The 19,458-nt window shown below is 62.1% G+C and carries 20 protein-coding genes; 5 read left to right on the top strand and 15 right to left on the bottom strand.

Annotated features, from left to right (window positions below; genetic code table 11):
• Positions 1-10 precede the first annotated feature (10 nt).
• The 10 genes from glnT to EJ079_RS31465 all read right to left on the bottom strand — a co-directional run bounded on the left by glnT (position 11) and on the right by EJ079_RS31465 (position 7,792).
• Positions 11-1,318 (bottom strand): type III glutamate--ammonia ligase, encoded by a 1,308-nt coding sequence (glnT, locus tag EJ079_RS31510; protein ID WP_127811057.1) that lies wholly within the window; start codon positions 1,316-1,318, stop codon positions 11-13.
• Positions 1,319-1,379: 61 nt separating this feature from the next.
• The gene (locus EJ079_RS31505; RefSeq protein ID WP_127255237.1) at positions 1,380-2,708 is read right to left on the bottom strand and encodes an FMN-binding glutamate synthase family protein; all 1,329 of its coding nucleotides are present in this window, start codon (positions 2,706-2,708) and stop codon (positions 1,380-1,382) included.
• Positions 2,709-2,714: 6 nt separating this feature from the next.
• Positions 2,715-3,440, bottom strand: coding sequence for a GXGXG domain-containing protein (locus EJ079_RS31500; protein ID WP_127811056.1), 726 nt, complete (start codon positions 3,438-3,440; stop codon positions 2,715-2,717).
• A 4-nt stretch (positions 3,441-3,444) separates the two neighbouring features.
• Complete coding sequence (locus EJ079_RS31495) at positions 3,445-4,341, bottom strand: glutamine amidotransferase family protein (RefSeq protein ID WP_127397720.1); 897 nt, start codon at positions 4,339-4,341, stop codon at positions 3,445-3,447.
• 103 nt (positions 4,342-4,444) lie between these two features.
• Positions 4,445-4,768: a hypothetical protein gene (locus tag EJ079_RS31490; protein ID WP_127397719.1), complete on the bottom strand. Its 324-nt coding sequence runs from the start codon at positions 4,766-4,768 to the stop codon at positions 4,445-4,447.
• The gene (locus EJ079_RS31485; protein WP_164873888.1) at positions 4,765-5,454 is read right to left on the bottom strand and encodes a hypothetical protein; all 690 of its coding nucleotides are present in this window, start codon (positions 5,452-5,454) and stop codon (positions 4,765-4,767) included. Before EJ079_RS31485 ends, EJ079_RS31490 begins: the two co-directional genes overlap by 4 nt.
• Positions 5,455-5,499: 45 nt before the next feature.
• A complete protein-coding gene (locus tag EJ079_RS31480; protein ID WP_023808735.1) occupies positions 5,500-6,903 on the bottom strand; it encodes an amino acid permease in 1,404 nt (467 codons plus the stop codon).
• A 14-nt stretch (positions 6,904-6,917) separates the two neighbouring features.
• Entirely contained in the window at positions 6,918-7,079 is a 162-nt protein-coding gene (locus tag EJ079_RS31475; protein ID WP_013532900.1) for a hypothetical protein, read from the bottom strand.
• Between the two features lie 35 nt (positions 7,080-7,114).
• Positions 7,115-7,492: a hypothetical protein gene (locus tag EJ079_RS31470; RefSeq protein WP_013532899.1), complete on the bottom strand. Its 378-nt coding sequence runs from the start codon at positions 7,490-7,492 to the stop codon at positions 7,115-7,117.
• Between the two features lie 12 nt (positions 7,493-7,504).
• Positions 7,505-7,792, bottom strand: coding sequence for a hypothetical protein (locus EJ079_RS31465; protein WP_027036059.1), 288 nt, complete (start codon positions 7,790-7,792; stop codon positions 7,505-7,507).
• Between the two features lie 285 nt (positions 7,793-8,077).
• On the opposite strand from EJ079_RS31465, the gene EJ079_RS31460 reads away from it, so the two are divergent.
• The 4 genes from EJ079_RS31460 to EJ079_RS31445 all read left to right on the top strand — a co-directional run bounded on the left by EJ079_RS31460 (position 8,078) and on the right by EJ079_RS31445 (position 11,943).
• On the top strand, positions 8,078-9,211 hold the full coding sequence (locus EJ079_RS31460) for an aminomethyltransferase family protein (RefSeq protein ID WP_127320064.1): 1,134 nt from the start codon (positions 8,078-8,080) through the stop codon (positions 9,209-9,211).
• Between the two features lie 41 nt (positions 9,212-9,252).
• Positions 9,253-9,849, top strand: a complete 597-nt coding sequence (locus EJ079_RS31455; protein WP_127811055.1) for a dimethylamine monooxygenase subunit DmmA family protein — start codon at positions 9,253-9,255, stop codon at positions 9,847-9,849.
• The gene (locus EJ079_RS31450; RefSeq protein WP_127397043.1) at positions 9,846-10,811 is read left to right on the top strand and encodes a PDR/VanB family oxidoreductase; all 966 of its coding nucleotides are present in this window, start codon (positions 9,846-9,848) and stop codon (positions 10,809-10,811) included. The genes EJ079_RS31455 and EJ079_RS31450 overlap by 4 nt, the downstream gene beginning before the upstream one ends.
• A gap of 91 nt (positions 10,812-10,902) precedes the next feature.
• Positions 10,903-11,943, top strand: a complete 1,041-nt coding sequence (locus EJ079_RS31445; protein WP_127811054.1) for a DUF3445 domain-containing protein — start codon at positions 10,903-10,905, stop codon at positions 11,941-11,943.
• Between the two features lie 119 nt (positions 11,944-12,062).
• On the opposite strand, the gene EJ079_RS31440 is transcribed toward EJ079_RS31445, so the two are convergent.
• Together EJ079_RS31440 and EJ079_RS31430 are read right to left on the bottom strand one after the other, a co-directional pair.
• Positions 12,063-12,434, bottom strand: a complete 372-nt coding sequence (locus EJ079_RS31440) for an endonuclease domain-containing protein (RefSeq protein ID WP_127320072.1) — start codon at positions 12,432-12,434, stop codon at positions 12,063-12,065.
• Between the two features lie 150 nt (positions 12,435-12,584).
• Positions 12,585-13,301, bottom strand: coding sequence for an XRE family transcriptional regulator (locus EJ079_RS31430; protein ID WP_127811053.1), 717 nt, complete (start codon positions 13,299-13,301; stop codon positions 12,585-12,587).
• 318 nt (positions 13,302-13,619) lie between these two features.
• On the opposite strand from EJ079_RS31430, the gene EJ079_RS31425 reads away from it, so the two are divergent.
• The gene (locus EJ079_RS31425) at positions 13,620-14,978 is read left to right on the top strand and encodes an NAD(P)/FAD-dependent oxidoreductase (protein ID WP_127811052.1); all 1,359 of its coding nucleotides are present in this window, start codon (positions 13,620-13,622) and stop codon (positions 14,976-14,978) included.
• Positions 14,979-14,989: 11 nt separating this feature from the next.
• On the opposite strand, the gene EJ079_RS31420 is transcribed toward EJ079_RS31425, so the two are convergent.
• From EJ079_RS31420 to EJ079_RS31410, 3 genes are all read right to left on the bottom strand, one after another.
• Positions 14,990-16,972, bottom strand: a complete 1,983-nt coding sequence (locus EJ079_RS31420) for an ABC transporter permease subunit (protein WP_127811051.1) — start codon at positions 16,970-16,972, stop codon at positions 14,990-14,992.
• On the bottom strand, positions 16,969-18,054 hold the full coding sequence (locus EJ079_RS31415; protein ID WP_127396302.1) for a glycine betaine/L-proline ABC transporter ATP-binding protein: 1,086 nt from the start codon (positions 18,052-18,054) through the stop codon (positions 16,969-16,971). Before EJ079_RS31415 ends, EJ079_RS31420 begins: the two co-directional genes overlap by 4 nt.
• A 75-nt stretch (positions 18,055-18,129) precedes the next feature.
• Entirely contained in the window at positions 18,130-19,104 is a 975-nt protein-coding gene (locus tag EJ079_RS31410; RefSeq protein WP_127328478.1) for an ABC transporter substrate-binding protein, read from the bottom strand.
• Positions 19,105-19,458 lie beyond the last annotated feature (354 nt).

Raw genomic sequence — 19,458 nt, 5'->3', positions numbered from 1 at the left:
GCGCTGGTGGTCAGATATCCAGCGTGTGGTCGCGCTCCCATTGCGTGAAGTGCGAAGCATAGGAATTCCATTCCTGGTGCTTCAGCTTTAGGTAGGCCGACGAGAATTCCTCACCCAGCGCCGCCTTGAGCGATTTGTCCTTGTCGAACTCGCGCAAGGCGTCGAGCAGGTTGAGCGGCAGTTTTGGCGCGCCCTTCACCGTGTGCCCATGCTGGTACATGTCGATGTCATAGCGCTTGCCGGGATCGGCCTTCGAGCGGATGCCGTCGAGGCCGGCGGCGATGATAACCGCCTGCAGCAGATAAGGGTTGGCAGCACCATCCGGCAGCCGCAGCTCGAAGCGGCCGGGGCCGGGCACGCGCACCATGTGGGTGCGGTTGTTGCCGGTCCAGGTCACCGTGTTCGGCGCCCAGGTGGCGCCCGAAATCGTGCGTGGCGCGTTGATGCGCTTGTAGGAATTCACCGTCGGGTTGGTGATCGCGGCAAGCGCGGAAGCATGCTTCATGATGCCGCCGAGGAAATTCCGGCCCTTGGCCGACAGGCCGAGCTCCATCGCTTTGTCGGCGAAAACGTTGGTCTTGCCCGATTTGTCCCAGACCGAGATATGGGCATGGCAGCCATTGCCGGTCAGGCCCTGGAAGGGTTTGGGCATGAAAGTCGCGCGCAGGCCGTGCTTCTCGGCGATCGACTTGACCATGAACTTGAAGAACGAGTGCTTGTCGGCGGTCGCCAGCGCGTCGTCGAAGGCCCAGTTCATCTCGAATTGGCCGTTGGCATCCTCGTGGTCGTTCTGGTAGGCGCCCCAGCCGAGCGCCAGCATGTGGTCGCAGATCTCGGCGATGACGTCATAGCGGCGCATCACCGCTTGCTGGTCGTAGCAGGGCTTTGAGGCCGTGTCGTATTCGTCGGAAATCGTCTTGCCATCCGGCGAGATCAGGAAGAACTCGGCCTCGACGCCGGTCTTGACGTGCATGCCGTCGCTGGCGGCCTCTGCGATCAGCCGCTTCAGCGTGTTGCGCGGCGCCTGGTCGACCTCCTTGTCGTCCATGATGCAGTTGGCCGCGACCCAGGCGACCTCAGGCTTCCACGGCAGCTGGATCACCGAATCCGGATCCGGCACCGCCAGCATGTCGGGATGTGCCGGCGTCAGGTCCAGCCAGGTGGCGAACCCGGCAAAGCCGGCGCCGTCCTTCTGCATGTCGGCGATTGCCTGCGCCGGCACCAGCTTGGCACGCTGGCCACTGAACAGGTCAGTGTAGGAAATCATGAAATATTTGACGTTTTTCGCCCTTGCGAATTCTGCAAGATCAGTTGCCACGCTAGTTCCCCATTTTTATCGATTGTTGTTCCCGAGTATGCGGGAGTCGGCCCTTCGTTGATCAGAAGCCGTTCTTCCCCGGTATCCAGTTGGTGCCGGCCAGCGGCACGCCGGCCATGGCGGCTGCCTCGATCGTCAGCGCGACGAGGTCCTCGGGTTCAAGATTGTGCAGGCTGTTCTTGCCGCACGCACGCGCGATGGTCTGCGCTTCCAGCGTCATCACCTTGAGGTAGTTCGCCAGCCGGCGCCCGGCAGCCACCGGGTCGACCCGCTTCATCAATTCCGGGTCCTGCGTGGTGATGCCGGCGGGGTCGCGCCCCTCGTGCCAGTCGTCATAGGCGCCGGCCGTGGTGCCGAGCTCGTTATACTCGGCCTCCCAGCGGGGATCGTTGTCGCCGAGCGCGACGAGGGCAGCCGTGCCGATCGAGACCGCGTCGACGCCGAGCGCCAGCGCCTTGGCGACATCGGCGCCGTTGCGGATGCCGCCGGAGACGATCAGCTGCACCTTGCGGTGCATGCCCAGATCCTGCAGCGCCTGTACCGCCGGCCTGATGCAGGCAAGCGTCGGCATACCGACATTTTCGATGAACACTTCCTGGGTGGCGGCGGTGCCGCCCTGCATGCCGTCGACGACAACGACATCGGCGCCGGCCTTCACGGCAAGCGCGGTGTCGTAGTAGGGCCGGGCGCCGCCGACCTTGACGTAGATCGGCTTTTCCCAGTCGGTGATCTCGCGCAGCTCGAGGATCTTGATCTCGAGATCGTCGGGGCCGGTCCAGTCGGGGTGGCGGGAGGCCGAGCGCTGGTCGATGCCTTTCGGCAGCGTGCGCATTTCGGCGACGCGATCCGAAATCTTCTGGCCAAGCAGCATGCCGCCACCACCCGGTTTGGCACCCTGGCCGACGACGACTTCGATCGCATCGGCGCGGCGCAAATCGCGCGGGTTCATGCCGTAGCGCGACGGCAGATATTGATAGACCAGCTGCTTTGAATGGCCGCGCTCTTCCTCGGTCATGCCGCCGTCGCCCGTCGTGGTCGAGGTGCCCGACAGGGTCGCGCCGCGCCCGAGTGCCTCCTTGGCGGGGCCTGACAGTGAGCCGAAGCTCATGCCGGCGATGGTGATCGGGATCTTCAGCTCGATCGGCTTCTTGGCATGGCGAGAGCCGAGCACGACTGATGTGTCGCAGCGCTCGCGATAGCCTTCGAGCGGATAGCGCGAGATCGATGCGCCGAGGAACAGAAGGTCGTCGAAATGCGGCAGCTTGCGCTTGGCGCCGGCGCCGCGGATGTCATAGATGCCGGTCGCCGCGGCACGGCGGATTTCGGAAAGCGTATAGTCGTCGAAGGTCGCGGATTTGCGCGGCGTCGTCGGAGGGTTGCGATAGGTCATGCTGCCTCAATACGCGTCGGCGTTGTCGATATTGAAATTGTAGAGCGTGCGCGCCGAGCCGTAGCGCTTGAACTCCGACGGCTTGACGCCGGTGACACCGGCGCGGTCGAGCAGGCCTTGCAGCAATTCCAGATGCTCAGCCCGCATCTCCTTGGCGATGCAGTCGGCACCCAGGCTGTCGACCTTGCCGCGCACGAAGAGCCGCGCCTCGTAGATGGAATCGCCCAGCGCGTCGCCGGCATCGCCCAGCACCACCAGATTGCCCGACTGCGCCATGAAGGCCGACATGTGGCCGATATTGCCGTGCACGACGATGTCGATGCCCTTCATCGAGATGCCGCAGCGCGACGAGGCATTGCCTTCGATGACCAGCAGGCCGCCCTTGCCGGTGGCGCCGGCATACTGGCTGGCGTCGCCTTTGATGGTGATCGAGCCCGACATCATGTTCTCGCCGACGCCGGGACCCGCCGAGCCATGCACGGTGATGGTGCTGCCGGAATTCATGCCGCCGCAATAATAGCCGACGCTGCCACGCACATCGATGGCAACAGGCTGGTCGACGCCAACGGCGACCGAATGGCTGCCTTTCGGGTTCAGCACTTCCCAGGCCGTTTCATTCGAGCCGGGCGACAGATTGTGCAGCGCCTGGTTGAGTTCGCGCAGCGACGATTGGTCAAGATCGAAGACCCGAGGGTCATGTGCTGCGGTCTTTGAAAGCGTGGTTGCCGACATGAATTCAATGCTCCCAGAAATAGACGGTTGCGGGCTCGGGTTCCCAGACCCTCGCATTGTCTATGCCGGGTAGTTTGGTCAGCGCGCGATATTCCGAGCCGAAGGCGACATACTGGTCGGTTTCGGCCATCACGGCAGGCTTGCAGGCGATCGGATCGCGCACCACGCCAAAACCGTTCTTGGTGCCGACGACGAAGGTGAAGAAGCCGTCGAGGTCGGAGAGCGTGCCTTCCAGCGCCTCGCCGAGATTCTTGCCATGCGCCATCTGCGACGAAAGATAGGCGGCGGCCACTTCAGTGTCGTTCTCGGTCTCGAAGGTCATGCCTTCACGGATCAACTCGCGGCGGACGTTGTTGTGGTTCGACAGCGAGCCATTGTGCACCAGGCACTGGTCGGCGCCGGTCGAGAACGGGTGCGCGCCCATCGTCGTCACCGCCGATTCCGTTGCCATGCGGGTATGGCCGATGCCATGCGTGCCGGTCATCTTGCGGACATCGAAGCGCTCGACGACGGCCTCCGGCAGGCCGACTTCCTTGTAGATCTCGACAACGTCGCCGGCGCCCATGATGCGGATGTCGGGGCGCAGCGCCTGGATGGTTTCGCGCGCTTCATCGATCTTGGCCGGCGTGGTCCTGACGACGGCATGGGTGGATTTCACCGCGATCGTCACCGGCGTGCCGATGGCCTTGGCGAGCTCCGCCTCGAGGCCGCGGAAATCGCGGTCGGGCCTGGCTGACTGGATGGTGATCTTGGCCTCATTCTTGGAAGGCGCGCCATAGATGGCGATACCGGCGCTATCGGGACCGCGGTCGCTGAGGGAGATCAGCATCTGCGACAGCATCGCACCAAGCTGGGGTTCCAGCGACTTGTCCTTCAAAAACAGTCCGACAATTCCACACATGTCAGCCTCCCGATGTTTGTAGCTAAGAGATCGTTTGTAGCTAAGAGAGGATGTATCGAATGAGCCGCACAAATTCAATCGTATGAAAAAAATATTCCTCCAGTTACCTATGCGGCTCAATGCCGCTCTGCGCACTGTCGCCGTCTCGCCGGGCATTGTGAACCCATTTGGCGGTGCGGATGCGGGCGAGCTTGTAGGCGTCGAGAATCGACAAGGCATAGATCAGGAAGCCGCCGGCGTGACGGCCGACAAAGCTGGCATCCGACGGTGCGATCTTGGCCGTCACCCATGCCAGGATCACCATGAAGAAAAGGAACTGAAGGCCGCGCACCGGCACGCCGAGAATGACGTGCCCGCTTCCCGGCAGCACGATTGCGGCGCCGAGAACCAGATAAGGATTGGTGGGTGCCGTGGTGGGAATGGTCATGCGGCTTGGCGTTCGCTTTTGTTGATGGCGTCGCGAAGCGCCGACACCGACACCAGCAGTCTTTCGATCAGCGCGGGATCGAGTGTGGCGTCGCCAAATTCGGCCTGCCTGAACACACCGTAGCGCGCCCGTTCGGCTTCGGCCAGCAGCCACACGATGCGTACCCCTTTCGGGGTGATCAGCAGTTCCTTGGCGCGCCCTTCGGAAAAAATCCCGAGGTGGCCGGCGATGGTCTCCAGTGGGAAGTGGACGCCCCTGCGATCCGTCCGCAACACGGCCTCGGCCGGAAATGCCGAACTCTTCGGCAGCGTGTGGTCGAGATGATCGAAATTGGAGAAGGTCGTCGGCGACCCCGGCCGCATCATCATATCGAAGGTGCCGGGCACGGCCACCGGCTCGGTGATCGAAACACTGAGCCAGCGCGCCGGCAGTTTCCGCGTCGCCAGTGTGTCGACGATGGTGCGCACCTGGACACGTTTGCTGTTCCAGGACCCTTCCCAGGTGATGACACCGGCGGTGCCGTCCGAGACATTGGCTGCGTCGGCGATGGCTGTGCGGATGCGGTCCTGCTCGACGGCAAGCGCCATCGATGCCCTGTTGCGGCTGGCACGCGCCTGCCAGGCAAGGTGGAGAACGATAGCCAGGACAATGGCTCCGGCCAGCAGTGCTGATGTCAGCTCGGACATTTTCTCATGCCACGCCCATCCAGGATACGGACCGGCCTACTCCCATCAATAACCCTGCGGCTTCGGCCACGGCATGGTGAACTGATCGCCGCGCCGCACGAATTTGTAGCGATAGAAATGGAACCACAGTGAGATCAGGAAATAGAAGGCGACCATGGCGATCAGTTGCGAGCCGAAGCCGAGGAAGATGGCGAAGAAGGTCACCACGCACAGGCAAAACAGCACGATGGCCGGGATCGGGTGGAAGGGGTGCGTGTAGCCGCGGCGGATCGAGCCGAGCGGCCACTTCTTGCGGAACATGATGATGTTGATGCTCATGAACGTGTATTGCAGCACGCCCGACAGGATCGAGAAGGTGATCGCCTGGTTGAGGTCGGCGATGAAGGCGAAGGCCAGCGCGATCGGCAGCAGGAACAGGATCGAACGATAGGGCGTGCGATATCTCGGATGCACGGCCGAGAACCATGTCGGCAGATAGCGGTCGCGGCCGAGCGAGAACCAGGCGCGCGCCGCATCGTTGATGCAGCCATTGGCGGAGGCCATTGCAGCAAGCAGCGTGGCGACGAACAACAGGTTCTCGAGCAGCGGGCTGCCAGTCAGCTTGCCGGCGTCCCACAGCGGATAATAGGTGATGCCGAGATATTCCCATGGCATCATCGAGGCGCAGACATACCAGGTCATGGCGGCGGCGATCAAAAGCGTGATCATGCCGGCCATGGTGCCGTAAGGCAGCGAGCGGGCCGGCGAGCGCACTTCCTCGGCGGCCTGTGTGGTGCCTTCGATGCCGAGATAGTACCAGATGCCGAACTGGAAGGCGGCGATGACGCCGATCCAGCCATAGGGGAGCGCATTGCCTGGCGTGACCAGCTCGTTCAGCTTCAGCACGGCGCCTTGCGTCCACGGGCTGACCGAAAAGAACAGGATGACGATCGAGATATAGGCGACCGCTGTGATGACGAAGTTGACATTGAGCGTCATCAGCACGCCGCGATAGTTCAGCCACGCCAGCACGACGATGGTCGCGGCGATGAAGGAATTGTGGGTGAGCCCTTCGACGCCGGCCTTGGCGACGATGGTGTCGCCGAGCAGGATGGCGTCGGATACTTCGAGCATGGTGTAGGCAAAGACCAGGAACAGCGCGACGTTGAACGCCATCAGCGGTCCGACGATGTGCTTTGCCTGCGCATACTGGCCGCCGGCGGCGGCCACGGTCGATGTCACCTCGGAATCGATCATGGCGACCGAGGTGTAGAGCAATCCCACGACCCAGCAGACGATCAGCGCGGCCAGTGCGCCACCCTTGTCCGCCGAGAAATTCCAGCCGGTGAATTCGCCGACCAGGACGATGCCGACGCCGAGCGCCCAGACATGGGCCGGTCCGAGCACGCGCAGGAGTGAAACTCTGTCCCCTTGGGCAGCCGGGGCAGCCGGTTCAAGTGCGATCGTCATTGTTCAATCCTCACTCAGATCCGGTGTTTTTCGGAAGTGGCTTCCAGTTCGCCCTCGCGAGACGAGGTCAGCACCTCTTCGGAGAAGGTCGTGTCAACCTTGAACCAGTCGTAGAGCATCCACAAAGCGAGCACGATCGAGATGCCCCAGCATGCGTAAGAGAGTGCTACCCACATGATCGTGTCCCCCGATTAAATCGTCCTCAGAACTCTTACTTGTCGTCGAATTTTTCGTTGATGACGTCGCGATATTCGCGGTCTGATGCACGAAACAGGAAGACGAAATAACCGATCAGCACCGCCGCCATGATGATCAGCGTCGGCCAGTCGATGACATAGTGGAAGCGGTTCTGGATGATGTCGTGCGCGGTCTCGGGCGTATAGCCGAGCTTTTCCCAGATAGACGCCATGGTCGGGTTCTGGCCTAGCGCTTCCCAGGTCTTGGCGTCGAGCGCGTCGATGGATTTCGCCGCGCCGGCGAGGCCCAGCTTGAGCGGTAGCCACAGTGCCACGAAAATGGCAACGACGACGACGGCGATGTCGAAAACCTGCCCGGCCTTGCTTTGTTCCGGCGGCGTGTAGCGGGACATCTCTTTTACCCCTCAGGACTTGCGGTTGCGGAACGCGTCGGCGTTCTTGATATCGAGCCCGTAGATGAATTCCTTGTCTTCCTTGTAGTGCTTGACCATCGCCAGGATGGCGGCCGTGTTGAAGATCAGCACGGCGGCGGCGGCGATCGCGACCACGGCCTTGATGCCGCTGTGCGGGATGTAGGGCCATGTCATGAGGAGGACGAAGAGGATCGTCGCCCACAGGCAGACGATCAGGAGCGCGGCTCCGCGCACGTCGGAACGATACAGCGCTTCGATGCGCTGTTGCATGTCTGACATCGGTTTCTCCCCTTTTCCGCCGTCCGGTTCCGAATCCCCGTCCGTCGTCCTCTTTCAACAGAGTGAAATTTTTTTCATAAATTCTGTCTGAATCTCGCAATTGTCAAGCGCGATTTACGTGGGGTTAACCGTTTGGTTTGCGCGGCGGATTTTGCCTGACAATGAAATTAATTGCTTATGGGTATTGCGGCGCCCGGAGGTTTGCGATCAATATTCGGCCAAAGCTCCCGCCGCTGCGCAGGGGGCAGGGAACAGCAGAGCATTATCGAAACGGAGGACGAGCGGATGACGGCATCCTGGAGATTTTCGACCCTGGCGGATCGGCACCGAGCGCTCGGTTCGAAGCTCGAAGACTGGAGCGGCATGGGAACCGCCTGGACCTACGACAAGGATGCCGACGAGGAGTACATCGCCATCCGCACCAAGGCTGGTCTGATGGATGTCTCCGGCCTCAAGAAGGTCCACATATCAGGGCCGCACGCCTCGCATCTCATCGACCTCGCCACCACACGCGATGTCGAAAAGATCTATCCCGGCAAGTCGGCCTATGCCTGCATGCTGAACGAGGCGGGAAAATTCACCGACGATTGCATCCTCTACCGCACCGGCCCCAATGCATGGATGGTCGTGCATGGTTCGGGCACCGGCCATGAGGAGTTGCAGCGTGCTTCGGTAGGGCGCGACGTCTCGCTGCGCTTCGATGACAATCTGCACGATCTGTCGCTGCAGGGTCCGACAGCAGTCGACTATCTGGCCAAGCATGTGCCGGGCATTCGCGACCTCAACTATTTCCATCACATGCAGACGCAACTGTTCGGCTTGCCCGTCATGATTTCGCGCACCGGCTATACCGGCGAGCGCGGCTACGAGATCTTCTGCCGCGGCCAGGATGCCGGCACGATCTGGGACAGGATCCTCGACGAGGGCAAGAGCGCCGGCATCATTCCGTGCCGCTTCACCACGCTCGACATGCTGCGCGTCGAAAGTTATCTGCTCTTCTACCCCTACGACAATTCGCAGAAATATCCGTTTGAGAACGAAGGTCCGGGCGACACGCTGTGGGAACTCGGCCTCGACTTCACCGTCAGCCCCGGCAAGACCGGCTTTCGCGGCGCCGAGGAGCATTACCGCCTGAAAGGCAAGGAACGCTTCAAGATCTATGGCGTGCTGCTCGACGGCAAGGAGCCGGCCGATGAAGGCGCGCCGGTCTACCGCGACGGCAAAAAGGTGGGCGTGGTGACCTGCGCCATGTATTCGCCGCTGGTCGAGAAATCGATGGGCATCGCCCGCCTCGACGTCGACTGCGCGGTCAAGGACACCAAGCTCGAAATCCGCAACAAGAGCGGTGCCATCAAGGCGACGGCGCAGCCATTGCCATTCGACGATCCCAAGAAGACCAAGCGCACGGCGAAAGGTTGAGGCATAGTCAACGGCGAGGGGTTCGAGGCACGAAGACTTAAATGGCAGCCAAAAGTATCATCAGCCGGCCCGTCTACGGAACCTTGTCTCCGCAACCCGGCAAGCATCATCTTTTCATCGCGGACGCGGAAGGGGCGCTGGCGATAGCGGAGATGGCCGGGAGGGCGCCGCCCGGGTTTTTCGACGACGCCGAAATCGTCTTCATTCCCGGGCTTGACGGCAAACATGCCGTCGCGCTCGAAGCGTTGAAGCCGGCCCAGCTCCATCTGGCGCCGTCCTTCGCCAGCCTGCTGCCCCGGCTCAGGCAGACACTGGCCAACGCGCATATGGGCTTGCGCCTCTACCTCGCTGGCACCGAGGGTCTGATCGGCCAGGCCATGCAGGTGGCGCTTGAAGCCGGCATCGACCACACTTCGATCCAGACCGAGCACCGCGGCTCGCTGGCGCGGCGCATGCAATGTGTCCATTGCAAGGGCATCACCGAGAATGTGACGACGCAGCCGGCGACCTGCGCGCATTGCGGCCTGCTGCTTCTGGTGCGCGATCATTATTCCAGGCGCATCGCAGCCTTCCAGGGCGTCTGCATCAATGCGGAAGATCGCTCGGAGATTGCTCCGATGGAGGAGATTTTTCGATGAGCACCGGCACCACAAAACTCGATGTCGTCGTCAGCGACGTCGTCCCGGTCAACGACCTCGTCACCCGCTTCCATTTTCGCCGGCGCGACGGCGAGCTTTTGCCGACTTTTTCCGGCGGCGCCCATGTCGTGGTCGAGATGCGCGACGGCGAACGCACCAGGCTCAATCCCTATTCGCTGATGGGCTCGCCGCTCGATACGCGCGAATACACGATCTCGGTGCGGCGCGACGATGTCGGCCGTGGCGGCTCGCTGTTCATGCACCGGAGCGTCAAGCCGGGCATGGAGATGGTGGTCAGCTACCCCGTCAACCTGTTCTCGCTCGACCTGCGCGCCAAAAAGCATCTGATGCTGGCCGGCGGCATCGGCATCACGCCGTTCATGGCACAGACCGCTCAGCTTGCGGCGGAAGGCGGCAATTTCGAACTGCACTACACCTGCCGCACCGCATCGCTCGGCACCTATGCCGATGTGCTGCGCGAGCGCTACGACCGCCGGGTCAGGCTCTATCATGACGACCTTGAGGAGCGCATCGAACTCGACCGGTTGCTGTCGACACAGCCGCTCGGCACGCATCTCTATGTCTGCGGCCCGGCCGGCATGATCAACTGGGTGCGCGATCGCGCGGCAAGCCTCGGCTGGCCGGCGGAAACCGTGCATTTCGAGCATTTCGCGGCACCCCAGCCCGGACTGCCGTTCGACGTGAGGCTTGCCGTCAGCGGCAAGTCGATCAGGGTCGATGAGCAGCAGAGCCTCTTGGAAGCGATCGAGGCGGCCGGCGTCGATCCGCCCTATCTCTGCCGCGGCGGCGTCTGCGGCCAGTGCGAAACCAACGTCATCTCTTGCGACGGCAGGTTCATCCACAACGACCACTGGCTGAGCGAGGAAGAGCACCGTTCGGGCAAGAAGATCATGCCGTGCGTGTCGCGCTTCGAAGGCCGGTCGCTGGTCCTGGAACGGTAGAGCATTTTGCAGCCAAGTGGATACACTTGGCGTCGCAGAAATGCGGCTAAAACAAAGAGATAGAGCGGGCAGCCCGCTCTAGGAGAAAATCATGGGCATCACCTTTCGCAAGGAAACGTTCCGCGACGACTTCACCTTCAAGAACAGCCCTGAGCACATCAGGCGCTTCCCGTTCCCGTTCCACGAAGACGCCTACATGTATGCGGTCAACATCGAGCCGCATGTCGTCGGGCCCAGGGGCAGCGTGCTGGAAAACCTGATCGACGTCGACGAGCACTATGTCGCCGAGATGCAGGACCGCGCGCTGGTCCTGGCCGAGGATCCGCTGCGCTGCCAGTCGCTGCCGCACATGACGCTGGCCGGCTGGGACCTGCTCGAGCTTTTGATGGAGCAGCAGGCGCTGGGCTATCCCGAGCATTTCACGCTGATCCGCGACGGCGATCGCTGGCGCTGGATCAACCGGCCGCTCGGTATCGACGACACCTTCACTTTCGGCGACACCTCGACGCTGCCTTACGGCCCGATGGAATACATCACCCGGCAAAGCCAGGGCGATTTCTGCATCCTCGACCAGCGCGACGGCAATCTGTGGATGGATGCCGGCATGGTCACCACCCAGGCCGACTGGTCGCTCGATTTCGACATCGGCATGAACTTCTTCGAATGGCATGCGCCGGTGCCGCTGGCGCATGAGAAGGGGATTTTCGTCAGGGCGCTGAAATTCCTCACCAACATCCAGCAGGGCAAGCCGGCGCGGCGCCTGAACTGGACGATGACCATCAATCCGCGCCTCGACACCAGCCCCGAGAACTACCACAAATGGGGGCCGGACCGGGCGACGGTGACGCCGGAGAATGTCGGCGACAAGGTGCATCTTCGCGTCGAACTGCAGAGCTTCTGGCGCCTGCCGCGCTCCAACGGCATCGTCTTCCCGATCCGCTGCTATCTGATCAAGATGGACGAGCTGGCGACGCAGCCAAAATGGGCACGGCGCCTGCACCGCGTCATCCGCGACCTGCCTGACGAACTCGCCAACTACAAGGGCCTGACACGCTATCGCCCGGCGTTGGTCGAGTGGCTGTCGAAGCTGGACGATGGGAGCGCGACGAGCCCAGGGTTTGGGCCGGATTGAATAGCTGATGTTGGCGCTGCCCCCAAAGCAGCCAATCTCCCCCCAAGAGGGGGAGATGCCCGGCAGGGCAGAGGGGGGCGCCGTGGAGCGCCTGCCTTGCCCAATCTCCACCTCCGCGCTTACGACGCGTCGCCCAGCCCAGCCACAATCACGACATGCTGGCAGACATTGTCGATATCGCGAATGACATCGTCGTTCCAGAAGCGCAGGACCGTCCAGCCCAGCGCTTCGAATTTGGCGGTTCTTGCAGCGTCCGATTCCGACGTTTCGGCCCGGCCATGCTGGGAACCATCAAGCTCGACGATCAGCTTTTTGTCCGGGCATGCAAAATCGACGATATGGCCGGCGATAGGCATCTGGCGCCGAAACCCCAGTCCCATCAGCCTGTGTGCCCTGATCTCATTCCAAAGCTTGAGTTCGGCATCGGTCATCACCTTGCGCATCGTGCGCGCATTGCGGCGGCTGTTGGCGGATACCAGATTGTGCGTCATCGCGGTTCGCCCCCCTCTGTCCTGCCGGACATCTCCCCCTCCAGGGGGGAGATCGAATGTCACTTCAGCTTTCGCCAATCACCAGTGCAAAAGAGGAGCCGTCGCGAAGCCGATCTCCTCACGAGAGACCAAGGGGAGATCGAGTCCCGCTTAACCCGCGCTCTGCGGATAGCAAATAATCGACAGATAGCGCATCGGCAGTTTCGTCAGTTGCTCCGGCCCGTGCGGCGCGTCGGCGTCGAAGAACAGGCTGTCGCCGGGCTTCATCGGGTAGAGATTGCTGCCGTGCCGGTAAACGACCTCGCCTTCGAGCATGTAGAGGAACTCCATGCCCTCATGCTGGAAGGTCGGGAACACATCGGAATCCTCGGTCAGCGTGATCAGATAGGGCTCGACGACGACGCCGCTGGTGTTGGAGCCGATATGGCCGAGCAGGTTGTACTGGTGGCCGGCGCGGGTGCCGCGGCGCTCGACATCGAGGCCTTGGCCGGCCTTGACGAAGACGGCGCTGCGCTCTTCCTCGAAGCGGCGGAAGAAGGCGGTGACCGGAACGCCGAGCGCCCGCGACAGCGCCTGCAAGGTGGTCAGCGACGGCGAGGTGATACCGTTCTCGATCTTCGACAGCATGCCGAGCGAAATGTCGGTGGCGACCGCGAGATCAGCGACAGTGATGCCGAGCTTCTTGCGGAAGGCGCGCACCTCGCGGCCGATCGCCACCTCCAGCACTTTTTCGCGGGTGTCGCGAATGGCATGCGGGTTCTGCGTCAGCGGCGCGCGGATGGTCTTGCCATCGGCCGAAACCTTTGGCGCCGGCTTGGCCTTTGCATCGCCGGGACCAGCCTTGGAATCGGAAACCTTCTTCGCCATGTCGCCCCCGGCACTCCTGCGGATTTATTTCACTCTAGGTGAACATGTCAGGTGCCGATACAGCAGCGCAACTGCGACGGCAAGTCGCGTGAACGCGCATGCGCATGATAATGATGTTCGGCCGCGTCCGGTTTTTCGCGGGAAATCCACATCGGCGAAACCTTGTTTCAGCATCGGGCTGTTGACAGCACGAAAGGGCCAATTACTGTCCTGTGAGTGAAATTTGTTTCGTAAGAGCAATTCCGGGAAAAGCGCATAGCGCTTTCCCCTTGGGAATTGCGTCAAGACAAAAGTCGAAACCAGATCGGGAGGCCTGCCATGAAAAGTCGCGTTGCCGTCATCGGAGCCGGCCCGTCCGGCCTGGCACAGCTCAGGGCCTTCAAGTCGGCGGCCGACAAGGGCGCCGACATTCCCGAGATCGTCTGCTTCGAAAAGCAGTCGGACTGGGGCGGCCTGTGGAACTACACCTGGCGCACGGGCCTCGACGAGCATGGCGATCCGGTGCACGGCTCGATGTACCGCTATCTCTGGTCGAACGGACCGAAGGAGTGCCTGGAATTCGCCGACTACACTTTCGAGGAGCATTTCGGCCGGCCGATCGGCTCCTACCCGCCGCGCGCCGTGCTGTGGGACTACATCAAGGGCCGCGTCGAGAAATCCGGCCTGCGCAAATGGGTGCGCTTCAACAGCCCGGTGCGCATGGTGACGTTTTCGGACGAGACGAAGAAATTCACCGTCACCGCGCATGACCGCACCAACGACGTCACCTATTCCGAAGAGTTCGACAATGTCGTCGTCGCTTCCGGGCATTTCTCGGTGCCCAACGTGCCCTATTTCGAGGGCTTTTCGACCTTCAACGGCCGCATCCTGCATAGCCACGATTTCCGCGACGCGATGGAATTCAAGGGCAAGGATATATTGATCATCGGCCGCTCTTATTCGGCCGAGGACATTGGCTCGCAATGCTACAAATATGGCGCCAAATCCATCACCTCCAGCTACCGCTCGAAGCCGATGGGTTTCAAATGGCCGGAGAATTGGAAAGAGGTGCCGCTCTTACAGAAGGTCGTCGGCAAAACCGCGCACTTCAAGGATGGCACCACGAAAGACGTTGATGCCATCATCCTGTGCACCGGCTATCTCCATTCCTTCCCCTTCCTCACCGACGATCTGAAGCTCAAGACCGCCAACCGCATGTGGCCTCTCGATCTCTATGAAGGCGTCGTCTGGGAGAAGAACCCGCAGCTTTCCTATATCGGCATGCAGGATCAGTTCTACACCTTCAACATGTTCGACGCGCAGGCCTGGTTCGCCCGCGACGTCATCATGGGCCGCATCAAGCTGCCGTCGGCCAAGGCAATGGCCGAGCACGGCGCGAAATGGAGGGCGCGTGAGGAAACGCTCGAAGACGCCGAGCAGATGATCTGGTTCCAGGGCGACTACACCAAGGAATTGATGGACCAGACCGACTATCCGGGCTTCGACGTCGAGGCGGTCAATCAGACCTTCATGGAATGGGAACACCACAAGGGCGAAGACATTATGAGCTTCCGCGACCACGCCTACCGCTCGCTGATGACCGGGACCATGGCGCCGCTGCATCATACGCCGTGGCTGCAGGCGCTGGACGATTCGATGGAGAGCTATCTCGAGGTGAAGGGCGTCGCGGCGGAGTAGGGCGGCGCCTGCTACCCCAGCCTTGCCCTGGCTTTCGCCGTCCAGGCGCCGAACAGCCGGTCGGCGACAATGCCGATGAAGGCGATGGCCAGGCCCGCGACGATGCCGCGGCCGGAATCGGCCTTGGACAGCGCGATGAACACTTCCTGGCCGAGATCGCGGGTGCCGACCATGGCGCAGATGATGATCATCGCCAGCGCCATCAGGATCGTCTGGTTGACGCCAAGCATGATCTCCGGCAGCGCCAGCGGCAGTTGCACGCGAAAGAAGGTCTGGCGCGGCGTGCAGCCCGACACCTTTGCCGCCTCGATCAGCGCCGGCGGCACCTGCCTGATGCCGTGATTGGTGTAGCGGATGGCCGGCACCACGGCGAAGGCAATGGTGGCGATCATCGCCGTGACATCGCCGACCCGAAACAGCATCACCACCGGAATGATGAAGCAGAAGGATGGCAGCACCTGCAGCGTGTCGATGACCGGCGTGACGATCTTCTCGAAGCGGTCGCTGCGCGAAGCCATCAGCCCGATCGGGATGCCGACCAGGCAGGCGATGAAGGCCGAGATACCGCAGAGATAGACGGTTGCCATGGTCTTTTCCCACAGGCCGGTGATGGCGCAGAAGGCAGTCAGCGCTGCCACCAGCACGGCCAGCCGCAGGCCGGAGAGCTGATAGCCGGCAAGGCCGAGCAGGAACACCGCGCCCAGCCAGGGAAACCCTTCGCAAAAGGCACGCAGCGGGTTCAGCAAATTAAGGATCAGCGCCACGCGGAACGCTTCGATCGTGTCGAAGAAATTGATCGTCACCCAGTTTACGGCCGCTTTCCACAGCGGCGCGGTGGTGAAGGTGATCGCCTTCGGCACCGCTGCGAAGGCCGGCACGAACAGGCCGAGAAGTGTCGTCACCACAAGGATGGCGATGGCCAGCGTCAGATTGGGGTAACGCTGCCAGAGGCTCGGGCTCATCTCCTGATGGGCATGGCCTTTGGCCTGCTTGTGCGCGATGGCCTGGCTCAGCCGGTCGAGCGCTATGGCCAGTGCCACGATGGCAAGGCCGGCTTCCATCGCCTCGCCAACCTTCAGTGCGCGCAGCGCCAGGAGCACGTCGTAGCCGAGGCCGCCGGCGCCGATCATCGAGGCGATGATGACCATGTTCAGCGCCAGCATGATCACCTGGTTGACGCCGACCATCAGTGTCGGCCGTGCCGAGGGCAGCAGCACTCGCCACAGTTTCTGCCGCGCCGTGCAGCCTGCCATCTCGCTGAAATCGTCGATCTCCGACGGCACCCGCGACAGGCCGAGCATCGTCGCTCGCACCATCGGCGGGGTGGCGAAAATGGCGGTCGCGATCATCGCCGAGACCGGGCTGTTGCCGAACAGCAGCAGCATCGGGATGAGATAGGCGAAGGTCGGAATCGTCTGCATCAGGTCGAGGGCAGGGGAGACGATAAGCCTTTCGGCCCATGGCTTGCGCCACGCCCAGATGCCGGCGAACAGCCCGGTGACGATACAGAACGGCACGGCGATGGAGATCAGCGCCAGCGTCAGCATGGCGCTGGTCCATTGGCCGAACAGGGCGATGTAGAGGAAGCAGCCGCCGACCAGCAGGCTGAGTTTTCTGCCGCCAGCGGCATGACCGGCGAGGAAGGCGGCGGCGCAGACGCCGACCCAGGACAGGCGCGGCAGGACAGAGGCGTCAGCGCCGTGGCCGATCTTGAAATTCTTGGCCAGCAGATTGAGCGCGAAATCGAGGGGAACGCCGAGTACCGCGGTGATCGAGCGGGTCAGCCAGGACAGGTTCGACTTGATCCAGCGCATCATCGCGCTGACCCAATCGGCGACCGGCACGACGGCGCTTGCCGGATAGTTGACGGCCCAGGGCAGGCGGTCCTGCAGCAAGAACACGACAAGCACGGCGGCAAGCGCGAACGCCCAGATCAGCAGCCAGACCTGGATCGGCCGCGACCTTGCCTCGCTGGCGCTTGCCGTCACCGTCATGCGCCAACCCTTGAGCGATCGATGCCGGCCAGCAAATCGATCACCGCCTGCGGCGTCACCTCGCCGATCGGCTTGCCGGTGCCGTTGACCACCGCGAACGGCTTGTTGGCGGCAACGATACCGGCAGAGAAGCTGGCGACCTTGGCCTCCGGCGCCACCGTTCCGCCATGCTCCGAGCCGTCGCAGGCGCGCATCAGGCTGCGTGCCGAGATCACCTTGGCGCGGTCGACGTCGCGGGTGAACTCGGCGACATAGTCGGTCGCCGGATTGACCACCAACTCCTCCGGCGTGCCGATCTGGATGACCTCGCCATCCTTCATGATGGCGATGCGGTCGGCCAATCGGATCGCCTCGTCGAAATCATGGGTGATGAAGACGATGGTCTTGTGCAGCATGGTCTGCAGCCGCATCAGCTCATCCTGCATTTCGCGGCGGATCAGCGGGTCGAGCGCCGAGAACGGCTCGTCGAGGAACCAGATTTCCGGTTTTGTCGCGAGGCTGCGGGCGATGCCCACACGCTGCTGCTGGCCGCCGGACAATTCGCGCGGATAGAAATGCTCGCGGCCGCGCAGGCCGACAAGTTCGATGACCTCGCGCGCCCGTGCCTCGCGTGTCGGCCGGTCCTGCCCCTGAATGCTGAGCGGGAAGGCGATGTTCTCCAGCACGTTGAGATGCGGCAACAGGGCAAAATTCTGGAACACCATGCCCATGCGATGGCGTCGCAACTCGATCAGCGCTGCATCCGAAATCTTCAGCAGATCCTTGCCTTCGAATTCGACCTTGCCGTGGGTCGGCTCGATCAGCCTCGACATGCAGCGCACCAGCGTTGACTTGCCGGAGCCCGACAGGCCCATGATGATGAAAATCTCGCCCTGGCGGATTTCGAGGTCGACGGCGCGCACCGCGCCGACAAGTCCGGCAGCTGTGACGTCGGCCATGCTGGCCTTGCCGTCGCGTTCGCGGATGAAACTGGCCGCGTTCGATCCGAACAGCTTCCAGACATTGCGGCAGGCAAGCTTTATCGGGCGGGCATCTTCTGGCGTGCCCGCCCCCTTGGCGCCCTGTTCAGTCTTGTCCGTCATTCAAACGTCCTTCTGGAACACAAGAACCGAGGCCCGGCTGATCAGCAGCCGGGTCTCATATTCCAGTCGGAACGATCACTGCGCCCAGGCTTTCCAGTCGGCTTCGTGGGCGGCGATCCAGGCGGCGGCGACGTCTTCCGGCGTCTTGCCGCCGAGATCGATCTCGCCGCTCATCTTGTTGAGCTCGTCGGTGTCGACCGTGTAGGCCTTCGCCACCTTGTAGGCGACCGGCCATTTGTCCTTCATGCCGGCCCAGGAGTACTTCCAGATCTCGCCATGCGGCTTGCCGCAATCATATTTGGCGTCGGGGTTGGTGCCCCATTTCGGGTCGTTGTAGCACTCGGGCGTGTATTCGGGGAATTCAACCCATTCGCCCTTGTATTTGGCCGGCGCCCAATGCGGCGAATAGATCCACAGCATGATCGGCGCTTTGCGCTGATAGGCCGAGTCCAACTCGGCGAACATCGCCGCGTCGGTGCCGGCATGGATGACGGTGAAGGGCAGTTTCAGCGCTTCGACGCGCTCGTCGTCAAAGCCTTCCCATGTTACCGGGCCGCCGAGATAGCGCCCCTTCGGTGCGGTCTCCGCCGTCGAGAAGGCTTCGGCGCATTTCGGATCCTTCAGCGCTTCCCAATTGGGCAGGCCGGGGCACTTCTCCTTCATGTATTCGGGAAACCACCATTCTTCCTTGGCCTTGGGGCCGAGCTTGCCCAGCCGTTCGGTCTGGCCTGTCGCATCGGAGGCCTTCATGGCCTCGCCGGCGGTCGTGTCCCAGAATTCCATGCCGACATCGAGATCGCCATTGGTGAGGCCTGTGGTCAGGCTGGAAAGATAGTCGGCGGTCGGATACTCGACTGTGTAGCCGAGCTTTTCCAGGATGCCGCCGAGGATCTTGGCGTTGAGGTTGACGCTGGTCCAGTCGAACAGCGCGATCTTGATCGGATCGTTGGATTCCGGTGCGGCGGCTTGGGCGGAAGGTGTCAGCAGGCTTAATGTCGCGAGCGCGACGGCGCTCATCGAGAGTTTCGAGATCTGGCTGCGAAATGACATGCTTGTTCTCCTTCAAGCTGTGAAAATTATCGTTCGTTCCCTTCTTGCGGCTTTTCTTGATTGTGTTGGAAAGACTGGTCTTTGCGCAAGGCCGTCGGCGCCAAATTGTTGCCCCGGCTTTGGCCAGTGCAGGCAAGATGGTGCTCAATTCTGGTGATGATGGAACAGGATCGGAGTGTCGGCGTCATGACTGCCGACGGATCGCTGAGGGAGCGGTCATCTGCGGATCGAATGCCAGTCCTGCGGCGCCCTGCAAGGTGCGAGCCATCAAGGTCGTATGATCTCGGCTACCCGCCTGGTAAGCCCCATCTCGCCAAGGCCGTTTCATAGGATGAAATTATATATACCAAGGTT

It is taken from the genome of Mesorhizobium sp. M7A.F.Ce.TU.012.03.2.1, assembly GCF_004006095.1.
GTDB lineage: Bacteria > Pseudomonadota > Alphaproteobacteria > Rhizobiales > Rhizobiaceae > Mesorhizobium.
The sequence above is the reverse complement of the archived record's forward strand: the minus strand, read 5'-3'. Positions and strand labels throughout refer to the sequence as shown.

Coding starts and splice junctions, on each gene's coding strand:
- EJ079_RS31505 (WP_127255237.1), bottom strand. CDS start 2,708: ATGACCTATCGCAACCCTCCGACGACGCCGCGCAAATCCGCGACCTTC.
- EJ079_RS31500 (WP_127811056.1), bottom strand. CDS start 3,440: ATGTCGGCAACCACGCTTTCAAAGACCGCAGCACATGACCCTCGGGTC.
- EJ079_RS31495 (WP_127397720.1), bottom strand. CDS start 4,341: ATGTGTGGAATTGTCGGACTGTTTTTGAAGGACAAGTCGCTGGAACCC.
- EJ079_RS31490 (WP_127397719.1), bottom strand. CDS start 4,768: ATGACCATTCCCACCACGGCACCCACCAATCCTTATCTGGTTCTCGGC.
- EJ079_RS31485 (WP_164873888.1), bottom strand. CDS start 5,454: ATGTCCGAGCTGACATCAGCACTGCTGGCCGGAGCCATTGTCCTGGCT.
- EJ079_RS31480 (WP_023808735.1), bottom strand. CDS start 6,903: ATGACGATCGCACTTGAACCGGCTGCCCCGGCTGCCCAAGGGGACAGA.
- EJ079_RS31475 (WP_013532900.1), bottom strand. CDS start 7,079: ATGTGGGTAGCACTCTCTTACGCATGCTGGGGCATCTCGATCGTGCTC.
- EJ079_RS31470 (WP_013532899.1), bottom strand. CDS start 7,492: ATGTCCCGCTACACGCCGCCGGAACAAAGCAAGGCCGGGCAGGTTTTC.
- EJ079_RS31465 (WP_027036059.1), bottom strand. CDS start 7,792: ATGTCAGACATGCAACAGCGCATCGAAGCGCTGTATCGTTCCGACGTG.
- EJ079_RS31460 (WP_127320064.1), top strand. CDS start 8,078: ATGACGGCATCCTGGAGATTTTCGACCCTGGCGGATCGGCACCGAGCG.
- EJ079_RS31455 (WP_127811055.1), top strand. CDS start 9,253: ATGGCAGCCAAAAGTATCATCAGCCGGCCCGTCTACGGAACCTTGTCT.
- EJ079_RS31450 (WP_127397043.1), top strand. CDS start 9,846: ATGAGCACCGGCACCACAAAACTCGATGTCGTCGTCAGCGACGTCGTC.
- EJ079_RS31445 (WP_127811054.1), top strand. CDS start 10,903: ATGGGCATCACCTTTCGCAAGGAAACGTTCCGCGACGACTTCACCTTC.
- EJ079_RS31440 (WP_127320072.1), bottom strand. CDS start 12,434: ATGACGCACAATCTGGTATCCGCCAACAGCCGCCGCAATGCGCGCACG.
- EJ079_RS31430 (WP_127811053.1), bottom strand. CDS start 13,301: ATGGCGAAGAAGGTTTCCGATTCCAAGGCTGGTCCCGGCGATGCAAAG.
- EJ079_RS31425 (WP_127811052.1), top strand. CDS start 13,620: ATGAAAAGTCGCGTTGCCGTCATCGGAGCCGGCCCGTCCGGCCTGGCA.
- EJ079_RS31420 (WP_127811051.1), bottom strand. CDS start 16,972: ATGACGGTGACGGCAAGCGCCAGCGAGGCAAGGTCGCGGCCGATCCAG.
- EJ079_RS31415 (WP_127396302.1), bottom strand. CDS start 18,054: ATGACGGACAAGACTGAACAGGGCGCCAAGGGGGCGGGCACGCCAGAA.
- EJ079_RS31410 (WP_127328478.1), bottom strand. CDS start 19,104: ATGTCATTTCGCAGCCAGATCTCGAAACTCTCGATGAGCGCCGTCGCG.